General features: G+C 34.8%; 13 protein-coding genes. 4 read left to right on the forward strand and 9 right to left on the reverse strand.

The window, feature by feature from the left end; genetic code table 11:
* The first annotated feature begins 2 nt into the window (after window positions 1–2).
* Together Q8L85_04170 and Q8L85_04175 are read left to right on the forward strand one after the other, a co-directional pair.
* Entirely contained in the window at window positions 3–788 is a 786-nt protein-coding gene (locus tag Q8L85_04170) for a ParA family protein (GenBank protein ID MDP1723877.1), read from the forward strand.
* Window positions 788–1,690: a ParB/RepB/Spo0J family partition protein gene (locus tag Q8L85_04175; GenBank protein MDP1723878.1), complete on the forward strand. Its 903-nt coding sequence runs from the start codon at window positions 788–790 to the stop codon at window positions 1,688–1,690. Before Q8L85_04170 ends, Q8L85_04175 begins: the two co-directional genes overlap by 1 nt.
* Here Q8L85_04175 and Q8L85_04180 read toward each other — a convergent pair.
* From Q8L85_04180 to Q8L85_04200, 5 genes are all read right to left on the reverse strand, one after another.
* Entirely contained in the window at window positions 1,668–2,669 is a 1,002-nt protein-coding gene (locus tag Q8L85_04180) for a hypothetical protein (GenBank protein MDP1723879.1), read from the reverse strand. The two genes, Q8L85_04175 and Q8L85_04180, sit on opposite strands and share 23 nt — an antisense overlap.
* Window positions 2,666–3,154: an LPS assembly lipoprotein LptE gene (gene lptE / locus Q8L85_04185; protein ID MDP1723880.1), complete on the reverse strand. Its 489-nt coding sequence runs from the start codon at window positions 3,152–3,154 to the stop codon at window positions 2,666–2,668. Before lptE ends, Q8L85_04180 begins: the two co-directional genes overlap by 4 nt.
* A complete protein-coding gene (gene leuS / locus Q8L85_04190) occupies window positions 3,141–5,708 on the reverse strand; it encodes a leucine--tRNA ligase (protein MDP1723881.1) in 2,568 nt (855 codons plus the stop codon). The genes lptE and leuS overlap by 14 nt, the downstream gene beginning before the upstream one ends.
* A 15-nt stretch (window positions 5,709–5,723) precedes the next feature.
* Window positions 5,724–6,221, reverse strand: a complete 498-nt coding sequence (locus tag Q8L85_04195; protein MDP1723882.1) for a DUF3576 domain-containing protein — start codon at window positions 6,219–6,221, stop codon at window positions 5,724–5,726.
* A gap of 78 nt (window positions 6,222–6,299) precedes the next feature.
* Window positions 6,300–7,622 (reverse strand): porin, encoded by a 1,323-nt coding sequence (locus Q8L85_04200; protein MDP1723883.1) that lies wholly within the window; start codon window positions 7,620–7,622, stop codon window positions 6,300–6,302.
* 171 nt (window positions 7,623–7,793) lie between these two features.
* On the opposite strand from Q8L85_04200, the gene Q8L85_04205 reads away from it, so the two are divergent.
* Complete coding sequence (locus tag Q8L85_04205) at window positions 7,794–8,438, forward strand: YggS family pyridoxal phosphate-dependent enzyme (GenBank protein MDP1723884.1); 645 nt, start codon at window positions 7,794–7,796, stop codon at window positions 8,436–8,438.
* Between the two features lie 176 nt (window positions 8,439–8,614).
* Complete coding sequence (locus tag Q8L85_04210; protein MDP1723885.1) at window positions 8,615–10,129, forward strand: lipase family protein; 1,515 nt, start codon at window positions 8,615–8,617, stop codon at window positions 10,127–10,129.
* 341 nt (window positions 10,130–10,470) lie between these two features.
* Here Q8L85_04210 and Q8L85_04215 read toward each other — a convergent pair whose 3' ends face one another.
* The 4 genes from Q8L85_04215 to tkt all read right to left on the reverse strand — a co-directional run bounded on the left by Q8L85_04215 (window position 10,471) and on the right by tkt (window position 15,545).
* Window positions 10,471–11,403: a MerR family transcriptional regulator gene (locus Q8L85_04215; GenBank protein ID MDP1723886.1), complete on the reverse strand. Its 933-nt coding sequence runs from the start codon at window positions 11,401–11,403 to the stop codon at window positions 10,471–10,473.
* Window positions 11,404–11,611: 208 nt separating this feature from the next.
* Entirely contained in the window at window positions 11,612–12,463 is an 852-nt protein-coding gene (locus Q8L85_04220) for a hypothetical protein (protein ID MDP1723887.1), read from the reverse strand.
* Between the two features lie 60 nt (window positions 12,464–12,523).
* On the reverse strand, window positions 12,524–13,516 hold the full coding sequence (gap, locus tag Q8L85_04225; GenBank protein ID MDP1723888.1) for a type I glyceraldehyde-3-phosphate dehydrogenase: 993 nt from the start codon (window positions 13,514–13,516) through the stop codon (window positions 12,524–12,526).
* Window positions 13,500–15,545 (reverse strand): transketolase, encoded by a 2,046-nt coding sequence (tkt, locus tag Q8L85_04230; protein ID MDP1723889.1) that lies wholly within the window; start codon window positions 15,543–15,545, stop codon window positions 13,500–13,502. Before tkt ends, gap begins: the two co-directional genes overlap by 17 nt.
* Window positions 15,546–15,619: the final 74 nt, after the last annotated feature.

A 15,619-nucleotide genomic window follows, 5' to 3' on the forward strand; every position in this document is an offset into this window, starting at 1 on the left:
AAATGCTTAAAATACCTAAAATTATTGCTATCGCAAACCAAAAAGGTGGGGTGGGTAAAACAACAACAAGCATTAATTTAGCAACGGCTTTATCAACAATTAATAAAAAAACACTTCTCATTGATTTGGATCCACAAGGAAATGCAAGTACCGGACTTGGTATTAGCACCAACCAGCGTCATTATGGCACCTATGAATTGATGATTCAGGATATGCCCATTGAGCAATGTGTTGTTAAGACAGAGATTCCAAACCTTTATGTTATTCCTTCGAATGAACATCTCTCGGGCGCCGAATTAGAACTTATTGATCATGACAAACGCGAATTTAAATTACGCAAGAATTTACGTGATAATTTAATTGATTATGATTTTGTATTAATAGATTGTCCACCCGCTTTAGGACTATTAAATATTAACGCTTTTTCTGCATCCGATAGTATATTGGTGCCTTTACAATGTGAATTTTACGCACTTGAAGGATTAAGTCATCTGATGCGCACTATTCAGCGTATTCGTACTAATTTCAACCCTGATCTTGATTTACAGGGGATTGTGCTAACGATGTACGATAAACGCAATAATTTATCAGATTTAGTGGCACATGACGTGCGTTCATTTTTTGGTGATAAAGTTTACCAAACAGTGATTCCTCGTAATGTTAAAATTTCAGAAGCCCCTTCACACGGCAAACCAGCCATTATTTATGATTATAAATGCGCTGGATCGCAGGCTTATATTCATCTTGCTAAAGAACTGATTAAACGTGAAAAGATAATGGTGCATTAATGGAAAATAATTCTAAAAGAAAACAACTTGGCAAAGGATTATCTGCACTTTTTGGTGATCAGGCAAGTGATTATAAGGAATTGGATAAGGTTCAGTCCATCAGATTTATCAATATCCAACATCTTCAAAAGGGTCAATTTCAACCACGCAAACATTTTGCAGAAACTGAACTCAATGAACTTAAAGAATCAATCCTATCAAAAGGCGTATTACAACCTATTTTGGTAAGACGCAATCCAGGTCAAAATAATCAATATGAAATTATTGCAGGTGAGAGACGTTGGCGTGCAGCAATTGAAGCAGGTCTTAAAGAAATACCCGTTATTATTAAAGATTTTAAAGATGCTGAAGTTTTAGAAGTAGGCCTTATTGAAAATCTTATACGTCAAAATTTAAATCCACTTGAAGAAGCCGAAGGTTATGAACGTTTGCTTAAAGAATTTTCGTATTCTCAAGAACAATTAGCTGAAACGCTTCATAAAAGTCGCTCTCATATAGCAAATACATTAAGATTGCTACAATTGCCTGATGATATTAAAGAAAAATTAAGAAACGGCGAAATAAGCTCCGGACACGCACGTGCGCTTTTGCGCTTCGATGATCCCCAAACCGCTTTAAATGCTATTATAGATCAAAAATTATCCGTTCGTGATGTTGAAAAAATGGCTCAGGATGCATCCCAAGAAAAATCACCTACCCCTCCACGAAAGAAACAAAATATTAATCAATTGACGACAAATCCAGATGTTGTTGTCTTGGAAGAAAGCCTTAAACGTGCATTAGGTTTAGATGTTAAAATCCTTTCGAATGGGAACCAAGGAAGCGTAACCCTTAATTATAATAATTTGCTTGAATTGGATGACATCATTACGCGTCTGACTAAAGGGTATAAAACTCAATAAAAAATTGATTCAGCGTTTGCAAGGGATCTTTTTTTGTCTCTCGTAATTCTTCTTCAAGTCTATTTATTTTGAAAAGCAAATTGCTTAAAATTTTTACTGGATAAAAAGATTTTAACGTCGGAAGGGAAGGCGCAATTAATTTGATGACATAAGGAGAGATTCCTTCAAAATTCATAGGCAACGTATCTATGTTAGTCGTTGATAGATAATAAATTTTCTTCACATATTTTAAAAAGGACCGTGCTATAAAATGAGGATCAACAAGCTGCGTTTGCACATAATCCAATAATTTGGAAAGTGCATGTTTTTTTTTAAGAAGCAAATCTAAAAATAAGTTATCAATATGTTTAAAACCAGCATTTTCTGTAAATTTTTCTATATCATCATCTGTTACTAACTTTGCATCATAAACATAAAGCTCAATTGACCTTAATTGATGATTCATCAGTTGAAAATCATCTTCTAAGAGATCTGACAAAAGCTGCGCATGATGTGGTGAAAGCTGAATAGAAGACGTTTTAAAAAATTGGTCTATATAATTTTTTTTTTCAGCAAATTTAAAAGAATAAGCAGAAACAAAATAAAATGTATTATGCACATCATATTTTGAAAGACTTTTATATAATAAAGGAATATGCGATAAATCAATGTAACAATAAATTGATTCTTTCGTTTTTAAAAACTCAATAAAAGGTAAAATATATTTTTCTGGCAAATTAGAACAATGCATAAAAGTACTTTTACAGAAAAAATTTTGAGCTTTAGATATCGTTTTTTCAATAGATTCTAACGGTGTTTTAGATGATTTTAAATCTACTGAAATTGTTGAAATTTTTTCAATGTGTAATTCCAAAAAACTCTTTGTGCATTGAACTATATGATCAAGCTGCGATTTATCACTTCCGTAGGAAAATATAGCATTCGGTAATATCTTAGTATTTTTTAAATAATTTTCGAATTGTAAAATATTACCCTTCATTGAAGATCTTTTTGTAAAGCTGTAATTCGTTGAATAATATCATTAGCAATTTCACGCAATATCTTACGTTTAATATCTTCTTCATTAACGATTGACGCATAAATCGAAAATGGAATTGTTACAATGTCTGATTTTTCAGTTGTTATTGTTTTTGAAAATCCCTTTTTATTAGAAATTGTTGTTTTCGCAGTCACTGTAACACGTTTTACTGATGCAGATAAATCTGGATTACGTCCAATTTCTGTCGTTTCAGTGGTTAATGAAATATTTACGGAAATAGGATTTTCAATGCTGCGAATAAAATGGAGTCTCTCTGTCAACATATTACGTAATTCTTGACCTAAACGCTTCGTAATTGCAGAAACTTGAATAAAAGATTTTGAGTTTTCTGATTCTAGTGAATTTTGGTAATATAATGGCCTGACAGTACAAGCAGCAAATAATACCAATAAACTTAGATATCCAATTTTTTTAAATAAGTACATTAACAATCCGTCCTGAAACATAAATTACTTTTTTGATTTTCGCATCACCGATGGTTTTAAGAACATTGTCATGATTTAATGCTCTTTTTTTAACATCCTCTTCCAAATCATCACGTTTTATAATAATTGAGCCACGTAATTTACCATTCACTTGAATTGCGATAGGCAGCTCATCATCAATCACAAGCGTCGCATCAAATTTTGGCCATGATGTGTCATGACATTTTGATTCTGGATTAATACGCACCCACAATTCTTCTGCTAAATGAGGCATAAGTGGATTCAACATAAGAATCAAGACATCAAGCGCTTCTTTAACAGACCATTTTACATCTATAAGCTGACTAAGATTATATGATTCTAAAAAGTTCGTAAACTCACGAATTTGTGCCACAACTCTATTAAACTTAAACTTTTCAATGTCATTTGTTACAGACTGAATTGTTTTATGCGTCATACGCCTTAATGAAAGCGCATGATCACTGAAAGAATTTGGCATTGCAAATTGTCCATCACCGAGAAAAGATTCAAGGTTTTCTATAAGCAACCATAATCGATTGATATAACGCCAAGATCCATCAATACCACTTGATGTCCATTCCAAATCTTTTTCGGGCGGACTATCAGAAAGCATAAATAGACGCGTCGCATCTGCGCCATAAGTCATAATCATGTCATCTGTATCGACAACATTTTTCTTAGATTTACTCATTTTTTCAGTACGACCAACAATAACATTAGATCCGTCTGAAATTTTAATAATTGACCCATCATCTTTTTTTGTAATTTCTTGAGGCGTCAACCAATTACCATGCGTGTCTTTATACGTCTCATGGCAAACCATACCTTGCGTCATAAGTGCTTTGAAGGGTTCAGAAATGTCTATTTTTCCACATTTTTTCAATGCTTTTGTAAAAAAACGTGCATATAAAAGGTGCAAAATAGCATGTTCAATACCACCAATATATTGGTCAACAGGAAGCCAATAATTAACATCTTGCTTGTTAAAAGGTTGATCTTTTAATGTCGGTGAACAAAAACGCGCGAAATACCAAGACGAGTCAAAAAAGGTATCCAATGTATCTGTTTCACGTTTAGCGTGACGTCCACATTTAGGACAATTCACTTTTTTGAAACTTGGATGACGATCAAGGGGATTTCCAGGAATTGAAAAATCTACATCATCAGGCAATTCAATAGGTAAATCTGAAATAGGCGCAGGTTGAACACCACATTGATCGCAATGAATGATGGGAATGGGACATCCCCAATAACGTTGACGTGATATACCCCAATCACGTAAACGATAGACTGTCATAGAATTGCCTTCTCGCAATTCTTCTAAACGTAAGATTGTAGCTTGTTTGGCATCTTCAACATTCATATTATTTAAAAAATCTGAATTAATAAGCGTACCATCGCCTAAATAAGGATCTTTTGTATAATCATGAGATTTACCATCAAGTGGTGCAAGAACGGGTAAAATAGGAAGATTATATTTTTTCGCAAATTCAAAATCTCGTTGATCATGTGCAGGACAACCATAAATGGCACCCAAACCATAATCCATTAATACATAATTAACGACATATAAAGGTATTTCTAAATGAGGTATGAAAGGGTGACGTAATTTATAACCTGTATCATATCCAACTTTATCAAGCGTATCAATATCGCGTTCTGACGTTTTAATTTGGCGACATTCACGTTGAAATTCTCGTAAAGACCCATCAGATTCTGCAATTTTAACGGCAAAAGGATGATCAGGCGCAATCGCACAAAAAGAAGCACCATATAAAGTATCAGGTCTTGTCGTATAAACATCAATTGTTTCGCGAGATGTACCTATCACTTTAAAAGCGATTTTAGCGCCAAGTGACTTACCAATCCAATTACGTTGCATGATACGAACGCGTTCGGGCCAATCTTCCAAATCATCAATATCATTCAACAATTCTTCAGAAAAATCAGTAATTTTCATAAACCACTGTTTTAACAAACGTCTTTCTACTTGAGCGCCAGAACGCCACCCTTTACCATCGATAACTTGCTCATTAGCAAGAACGGTATTTTCAATTGGATCCCAATTAACCCAACTTTCTTTTTGATAAATAAGACCGTTTTCATAAAAATCTAAAAACAAACGTTGCTGATGTTTATAATAATCAGGCGAACAAGTTGCAATTTCATAATCCCAATCATATGAAAGCCCAATCGTATTTAACTGAACTTTCATCGCTTCTATGTTTTTAAGCGTCCATTCTTTTGGGTGAATCTTTTTTTCCATAGCCGCGTTTTCTGCGGGCAATCCAAAAGAATCCCACCCCATGGGATGTAATACATTGAATCCTTGTGCTTTTTTAAAGCGCGCAATGACATCGCCTAAAGTATAATTTCGAACATGCCCGATATGAATACGGCCAGAAGGATAAGGAAACATTTCAAGCACAAAATATTTGGGTTTGGATGGATCACGTTTTGTCTGAAATATCTTTTGATCACGCCAATAAGCCTGCCATTTTGTTTCTATTTCTCGAAAATTATACCGTGACATCTTCAACCTCAATTTTTATTTCTTATCTTTTTGGCGTAATTCGCTTGCTCTAGATAAAATTGCATTTTCAAAATATGCTATCGTATCTTTTGATACATTTGAATTTTGCCATTTATCCATTAGGTTTTTCACTTTTTTATATATCTTAAGGGATAAAGCGTCAGCTCTCAATTCTTTTGAATCAATTGTTACAACAATTTTAAACATTTCATTTGGATTTTCAACTAAAGTATGCCAATCCGTGATAATTGCGCCCGCATAAGGATCAGCAGATGTAATAGGAAGAATAGAAGAAAGTACATCTAAAGAAGCATGCCATAAATAACGATTTACTTTAATAGCATTTTCATCAATTTTCTTATCATCGTTTATGCCACCAATTTTTATTCCTTGGCTTCCTAAAATACTACCAAAACGATATAAATCTTTATGTGAGGATGGATACGTATTTTCAATTTTTGGATTTGTACAAGCCGAGAGTGTGAGTAACAGACCTAGAATGCGTAATTTCATGAATATTTCCATTAATACTGAACATAAAAAAAGGGCGGTAAAAACCGCCCTAATTCTAGCAAAAAAGGAAAGTATTGTCTACCAATCGATTTTTGAACCGATAAGCACAACAGAACGGTGATCGCGATCACGACGTTCATGGCTACGTTTTAATTTACGATGTGTGCCAGTTGCTTCAGTGAAAACACTTAAACCGCTTGCGACCTTGTACGTAGCACCACCTGAAACAACACTTGCTTTGTTTTTACCGCAGATAGTTGTGTCATCTGCTGTACGCATATTGGCATAATTGGTACCAATAATAACAGGACCTGCTTCATATTGAAGTCCAATGCTCCAACCACGTTCTTTACCATTAGAAAGACGTGCAATTTTATGTGTACCTTTGAAATAACCTGAACGGTTATTATTCACCCAGCTACCACCAAGGGTATAGCCAGCATAAACTAATTGAGCACCAAAACCATATGAATTTAAATCATTATATTTTCTACCAGGAAACTTAAGTGCTTTTCCTTGAGCACCAGTTGCCGATAAGAAAAGACCAACGCCATCAAAGGTATTGATATAATTTAGACCATATTCAACGATATTTTCAAAATTTTCATCACTTAATTTTGAAAATCCTGGATCAGTCAAGGCTACACGATTTCTTTTAATAAGGCGTCCACGGCGAGCATTTGTTGGTGTAAAGGAAACACCTGCTTGAAAACCTTCATAACGTGGCGTTAAATAAGAAACTTTAAGTGATCTAAATGATCCTTTTGGGATGTATGCTGTATCAACAACTTCTGAACCTAAGAAATCTTGATAAAGCCCATCAAATCCACCAGTACCAAAAGAAGCTGGTGCGTAATAAAAAAGTTCGTTAGCAACGCCATCATTAGAACCAGCTTCAATGCGACCAACATCATCTTTTGAAACATACATATAGACTTTATCAGCATTGATAAGATGCGCTTTACCTGGATTATCAGGCGATCCTATAATAACACCAGAATAATCTTTTTGACCTGGAATGCCTTTAATAGCAATTGGTCTGTCAATTTTTTGTGAATTGCCTGGATTAGCTTCAAGCTGTACTTCAGCACCATATTTAATATTATCTTTTGTGATCGCATCAGCTTTGATGATCACTTCAGCATCCATAAAAAAATCACCCTTACGTCTTTTATAAGGAATATTTTTGACAAGATTATTATCTGCATCATACTTTGAAATCAAATCTTTATCTTTATGTTCGTGATGATTATGAACCATCCCACCAATAAATTTAAAAAAACCGCCGGTTGTGACTTTCATTGTTGGATCAACTTTAGCTATATTAGCATCTACATTTTGGGCAAAGCCAAAAGTCAGCGCCATAGCAAGCGTCGAAGACGCTACCAATTTTGTAAACATTCTAAACTCCAAGTCTTCTAATAGGGTAATCTTTGATGTTATTATTAACAAGCCCGATTATCGTTGTGTGCATTTCGGGATGCAATCGCTATCGATATTTGTAAGCATGAATTACCCAATAATGTGTTGTAATCGCAACAAAAATGAAATCCCCTTAGGTTGAAAAGCAATATGTATAAAAATGAAAAAATATTAAACAAAATCAAAATATTAGATAATTTTCTTAAAAATTACCCTGATGCACGTCTTTTAATTGTAACAAAAGGACAAAATGTAGAAACGATCAATTTTTTAATAAATAATGGAATTAATGCGTTTGGAGAAAACAAAATTCAAGAAATAAAAAATAAATTTAACCATTTAAAAAATAAATCTATTCATTTTATAGGGCGTATTCAAACAAACAAAATTGAAGATATTTTAACATATTGTATTAATGTGCATTCATTAGATCGATTAGATGTTGCTACAAAATTTTCTGATATAGAAAAAAAATTTAATATTCAAAAAGACTATTTTATTCAGATGAATTTAGCAAAAGAAGCACAAAAAGGTGGTGTTTTTGAAGAGGATTTAGAAAAATTTTTGATAGAAACAATCGAAAACTTAAAGCTAAATATCAAAGGATTGATGTTGATACCACCCCAAGATGAAGATCCGACACCTTATTTTAGACGGTTGAAATTATTAGTAGATATGTATGGATTAAAAGAGCTCAGCATGGGAATGAGCCATGATTATAAAATTGCACTGAATGAAGGGGCTACAATCATAAGAATAGGGTCATATATTTTTGACAATGACAAATCAACTTAATGCGTTTACTATACGAAAGCATCCTAAAATGCTATTAATTTATCCTTCAGAAACCACACAATTTTCAAAACAGTAACAATCCATTACAATTTTTATTAATGATTGTTGACCTTTAATAAAAAACTAACTATATGTGGGTTACGTTGTATTTGGACCTATTCTTAAAAGGGAACAAAATGTTTAGAAATAAGTCTTTAATATCTTTAGGTTTATTTGGGTTACTCCTTTGCTTAAACCAAAGCTATACTTTCGCGAGCGCTGAAACAGCAATTGAAACATCCACACCCATTTTTCAAAAAAGCGATACAGCTGACATTGAAGACGCAAAAGCAATTTATGCAGCTAAACTTAAAGAATATGCATCAATTGAAGCGAAAATACATGAGCTTAAAAAAATTGATCCCAATGGCGATTATATTATAAATGACCAAAATAAAAATTCATTTTATGCAACAACAACAGCTGAATTTATAAAAGAAATTGGACAATTATCAAAAGAAATCTATGGTACGGGCGAAACAGACAAGCACGAAATTCAAAAATTATATGATGAAGAAAAACAAAAAGTAGAATTAGAAAATGATCTTCTTTACAAAAAAATTAATGAATATATTAATTTTAAAGAAGAAATAAAATCTGGTGTGATGTCACCTTCCAGTTTTCAATTGCTTGTTCGCGCAAGATTTGGTGATTATGCAAGGAATATCGATATTAATGATGCGACAACGCGCGCCAAACAAATTGAAGCATTAGATGCTGTTTCAAATATTATTACGTCGCGGATTGATAGTAACGCTAAAGCCATTGATAATATGGATATATATTATTTGGTTGTTCAAAGATATCCTGTTGTTAAGTATGGTTATTTTAAAGATTACACGGTCGTTAAAACGTTTTACAGACATAATTATTCACAATTTTCTGGGGCGCTTCTTTATAGTCCATCAAAAAATCATCTTGTTCTTGCCTTTCCTGGAACTGTAACGGGTGCTGATTGGGGACGTAATCTAAGCTTTACAAAACATCCAGGCGAACTTATTCCAAATGAAGAATTAAGCCTCCATAAAGGTTTTGTTAAGTCTTATAATGAAATAAAAGATCAAATTAATAGTGAATTAAATCGTTGGGTAAGTTTATATATTAATGATCCAGCTAATAAAGATCGCATATTGGAAGTGACAGCAACAGGTCATTCTAAAGGTGCTGCCATGTCAACGATTGCGGCTATAGATATAGCTGCAAATGTTTTAACGGAGCATTTAGGACCTAAAAATGGTCAATTCCCTTGGAAAGTTAATAATCCAAATTTTGCATCTCCTCGTTTCGCAGGGACAAGAACATCAAAATTAATTGAGGAAAAATATCTGAGCAAATACGATATTCTTCGTTTCGTTAATTATTGGGATGTCGTTCCAAGTGTGGTAGCCGAATTTACAGGATCAAAACATGTGGGTGTTGGCTTTGTCTTTAGCACTGGATTTTTTGAAGACATGACCAAAGATTATCCTATTGTGAACTGGCACAATATGGAGAAATATGCAGAACTTTCCCCCATTCAATTTGAGAAATGTCGTGAAGCTGGGAAAACGCTTGGGACTGACATTTTAAAATTGAATAAATTAAAGCTAGAGATCCAAGATCTTGAAAAACAGCATGGGTTTCATCAAAAAGGATGGTTGTCTGGTCTTTGATATAAAAAAAATACGTTCAACGTAAATATACGGGACTCTTTGTAATTTATTTTGAAAATGGAAGCTTTTAAAGCTCCCACTCCTTCGTTTCCCTGGACGGATGAGAAGCAAAGCTTCGAATCCAGATCCAGGGCCCAGACTAAAATACATGCTCGAGAGAGCATGACTTTATTTTTTTAACGACATGTCATGATCTCTGATCATGAGTGTTTCTGGACCTTGGATCCGCATTCGAGCCCTTTGGGCTCTCCATTGGCCCAGGGAAACAATTGAGTTGTTGTTACGTGACTCACAACGACGAAACCTAATGGTTTTGTTGTTTTAGTTCCAAGCTCACATTTTTAGCGACGAATTTTTGCCAGCCAATCCTTAGCCTTTTGACTAATAATCGTATCTTTTTTTGCTATTTCATATAGCTCATTGCGTCGTTCTTGGTCCTCGCCATACATGTCATCCAATAATTCATTCCAAAGCTTTATTGGATTCGTATCAACCTGATTTAAAATATCGTAGATACGTTTTTGATAATACGCATCGCAAGCTTTCTCAAGCCAAGAGACAATTTCAGGCGTCAACCCATAATCATCAAGATGTTTGCCTTCACCCCATCCTTTTTCAAAGATTTTAGTCCGTAAATGAGCATATTTTTTGCCGTATAACAGATTAACATGGTCCATGCATTTTTTGGCAAGCGCAATACCTATTTCACTTGTAGGATCCGTTTTAAGATTTTTTTGAAATTCAGAGACTAAATGTGCCCAAGTTTCTTCAAAATTCTTTTTCTCTTCAAGTGTAAAACGGGTTGGTAATTCTTTTTCAAAATTTGCAAATTGTTTAAGTTCTTCACTATTGAAGATCTCTTTAACCCATGCATGTTCTAATTGTTGTGTCATTTGATAAACCTCTATTAAATCTATAATTTTTTTCCATGGAAAAGATTTTTGTGATTTGTATTCATCCAGCGCTAATTCAAGGGTCTTTTTTGCCTCCACCAATGCATCTGCTTTTTCTTGTAACAACCTTGATTGCGCATGAAAATGTGTTTCCATATCAATCTGTTGTTTAAGCAAAGTTTGAATTTGCGAAAGCTCAAAACCAAAAAATTTTAACGCTAAAATCTGTTGCAATTTCACTAAATCTTTTTCAGTGTATAAACGATAGCCGTTCGGTCGTCTCAATGAAGGTTTAAGCAAATTAATTTTGTCATAATGATGCAATGTACGCACGGTGACATTCGTTAATTTGCTTAGTTCCTTGATATACCATTCAGCCATCTTTTATCTCCTTAAAATTAAGATGAGGTATGACGTAAGAAGAGGGTCAAGAAGTTTTTTATCTATTTTGAAATAAATCGGTATTTTTGTAAACTCAGACAAGAAAATACGCACATAATTCCTATGTGAGATCGTGTGAGATTATGTGAGTAAGTCAACTTACTAAAACATTAATCGTGCTATGTCCAGAATACGCATTGAAAATGCCTCATTCATTTTTAGCTTTCATCGATGCTTCAAATTCTTCTGGTCCTAGCCTAAATTCATCAATTTGAGATTTACTTCCAGGTAATATTGATAAAAAAAGTCTATTTGTTGAGATTGGCGGTTCTGAATGAATAGCAGCTTTGTTTCCACCAACAACAAAAACAGCCCCCTGATACGGCTTAGCAATTGTGATAGGTGCTTGGAAGTCACTTATCATCGTTGCTAAGGCTTGTCGATTAGAAATATCTTCCTCAAATTTTATAATTTTTCCACTTTCATCCTGAACAATTTTTTGAATTTCTTTCTTTTTCAAAATATCAAATGCTTTTTTTTCATCAGGGGACAATTTACAAAATAAAGTCGAAGGACCTTTTAAAACCAGCGCAAATTTATATTGTTGAATGTCATAAGGCTTATAAAAATAGCCATCATGGTGCCAACGAGGCAAATCAAAATCTGAATTTGGAATTGAGGGGCGCAAAGCAACCCAAGCTGTTTCTTTACCTGAAGCTTGAATAAGTTCTTTTACAAGTTTTTCAATAAGTTGAGAAACTTCTTTTGCAATTATTTCATTTTCTTGACTTAGTTTTTTAATGAATTCATTTACTTCAACTTCTAATTTATCAATATGTCCATAATTGTTATAAGCTGTTAATATTGGAGAATTGATGGTAATTTTTTCTAATGTTTTTATTTCATTGTCTGAAAGATTTAGATCATAAAATGCGAAAGGATTATTAGGCCCTAAATTATTGATAGCAGTCTGAACATTAGTGATTAATGTATCTTGGGAATGCGCTGAATTAATTGATAAAATTGCGCATAAACTAAGAAATAATCGTATTTTTTTCATAATATTCTCCATAATGAAAGTTACGGAAGAATAACGAATCAGTTAAGTGAAGTCAATTTACTAAAACAATAAATGCGCTGTATCTAACATCCTCATTGAAAAGCCCCATTCATTATCATACCAAGCAAGAACACGACAAAATTTGCCATCCATGACTTTTGTTTCAAGTAAATCAACAATAGCACTATGGGGATTATGATTAAAATCTGTGGATACAAGCGGCAGATGATTAACGTCTAAAACGCCCTTAAGATTATTTTGACTTGCTTCGATAAAAGCATTATTTAAATGTTCAATGCTCGTGCTTTTGCTTGTGTCAAAACAAAAATCAACAATAGATACATTGGCAATTGGGACCCTTATCGCTGTTCCATCTAATTTGCCTTTAAGTTCTGGCAACACAAGCGAAACAGCTTTTGCTGCACCCGTTGAGGTTGGCACCATTGAAAGGGCCGCTGATCGTGCGCGTCTTAAATCTTTATGCGTTCCATCAACTAAACGTTGATCGCCCGTATAAGCGTGAATCGTTGTCATGAAACCGCGCTCAATACCCACAGCTTTGTGTAAAACAGAGGCGACAGGCGCTAAGCAATTGGTGGTGCAGGAAGCACTTGAAATAATACGATGTTCCGGTTTTAAATCTTGGTGATTAACGCCATAAACAATCGTAATGTCAGGATCTTTAGCAGGCGACGAAATCAATACTTTTTTGGCACCCGCTTCAATATGTTTAAGCACTGCATCACGGGATACAAAATCACCAGTGCACTCAAGCACAAGATCGATTTCTAGTTCTTTCCAAGGCAAAGTAGATGGATCACGCTCTGCAAAAACTTTGATTTCGCCTTGCCCTAAATCGAACCCTGTATCACTAACATCCACTGGGCCCCTATAAGGCCCGTGAACTGAATCCCATTTAAAAAGATGAGCGCAAACGCTTGGATTGCTTGTTGAATTAATCGCAACGATTGTTAAGTCGTTAAGATTATATTCTTGAATGGCGCGTAATAAAAGTCGTCCTATACGGCCGAATCCATTAATCGCTAATCTCATCTGTCATTCCTAATGTTATTTCTTCGATTACGTCATTGATACGTTCGATTATTGCTGGAACGGTCAAACCGTAACACTCGTATAAATCTTGTGCTTTAGCAGAAGCACCAAAAGTATCAATACCGATTATAGTATCTGGACTGAACGCAAAACGCTCCCACCCCATTGTAGATGCTGCTTCAATCGTGAAAATAATCGTACCATAAGGGAAGACGCTTTGCTTATAATCTTCATCTTGCGTTTCAAATAATTCCCAGGAAGGCATTGAAACAAGACGAATATCAACGTCTTTTTTAAGATCTTTCCATACTTCATAAGCAAGACTTACTTCCGAACCTGTGGCAACCAAAGTAATGCTTAATCCTTCGGTGGTTTCTATATCTTCAAGAACATAAGCACCACCTGCGGTCAGATTTTCATCTGTGTATTTTTTACGAAGCGCCGGTAATTTTTGACGAGACAACACAATAACAGAAGGTGTTTCCTCTTGTGCAAGTGCAATTTGCCAAGATTCTAAAACTTCAACAGCATCAGCTGGTCTGAAGACCAACAAATTAGGAATTGCGCGTAAGCCTGCTAAATGTTCAATCGGCTGATGTGTTGGTCCATCTTCACCAAGGCCTATAGAATCATGCGTCATTACATAAATAACGCGCGTACCCATTAAAGCTGAAAGTCTGATCGCGGGTTTGCAATAATCTGTGAAACATAAGAAAGTGCCGCCATAAGGAATAATACCTTTATGAAGGGCCATACCATTCATAATAGCTGCCATCGCATGTTCTCTGACACCATAATGCAAATAAGTACCAGCATAATTTTGAGCATTTAGAATGTTCTGTTTTTTCGAATGCGTGTTATTTGATCCTGTAAGATCAGCCGAACCACCGATAAAGCCAGGGATAAAATCTGTTAAATAATCAATAACATCACCAGAGCTTTGGCGTGTTGCTTGATTGCGTGGGTTTTTCGAAAAATCTTTTTTAAGTGTTTTAAATTTTTCTTCTAGATCTTCGAACAGATTTTCATAATCATGGCTGAACATTTCATCTTTTTTAGATCCTTCAATCTTTTCGATGCGTTCGATCCATTTTGTAAAAGCTTCCGCATTGCGTTCAGGTATCGCGCGCCATTCATCCAAGATTTGATCCGGAATAACAAAAGGTTTATGGGACCAACCAAGTTTTTCACGTGTCGCTTTGATTTCAGCTTCACCTAAAGGCGCACCATGCGATTCTGATTTGCCTTCTTTTGTCACAGCACCAAAGGCAATTTTTGTTTTGCACGCAATAAGAACAGGACGATCACTTTGACGTGCCTTGCTTATCGCATCATAAATTTGGACAGGATCGTGACCATCGATCGACATCACAGCCCAATTATAGGATTCAAAACGTTTTAATGTTTGATCTGATGTTGAAAGCGATGTTGGACCATCAATCGAAATTTGATTGTCATCAAATAAGGCAATCAATTTATTCAGTTTTAAATGACCTGCCAATGAACATGCTTCATGGCTTATGCCTTCCATCAAACAACCATCGCCTAAAAAGACATATGTATAATGATCAACAAAATCTTTGCTAAATTTTGCTGATAAATGCGCTTCAGCAATGGCCATACCAACGGCATTGGCAAGTCCTTGACCTAAAGGTCCTGTCGTTGTTTCAACGCCTGGTGTGTGACCATATTCAGGATGACCTGGGGTTAAACTATCAAGCTGACGGAAATTTTTAATTTCATCGATCGTCATATCTTCATAACCGGTTAAATGGAGCAACGCATATAAAAGCATAGACCCATGACCATTTGAAAGAATAACACGATCACGATCAGCCCATTCTGGATCTTCTGGCATAAATTTTAAGAAATGACGGTAAAGAACAGTTGCTACATCTGCAAGCCCCATAGGCATGCCAGGGTGACCTGATTGTGCTTTTTCCACAGCATCTATTGCTAAAAAACGAATGGCATTGGCCATTTGTGCGTGAAGTGGATCGTTTTGAATCTTGAGTGCTGCGTTGGACATGATCTTACCTTTTGCTAATTTTATAAACTTTATGAAATGTTTTATGGAATGTCTAGGCTTTTCTATTTGAGTTA

This window comes from Alphaproteobacteria bacterium (assembly GCA_030680745.1).
Taxonomy (GTDB): Bacteria; Pseudomonadota; Alphaproteobacteria; order JAUXUR01; family JAUXUR01; genus JAUXUR01.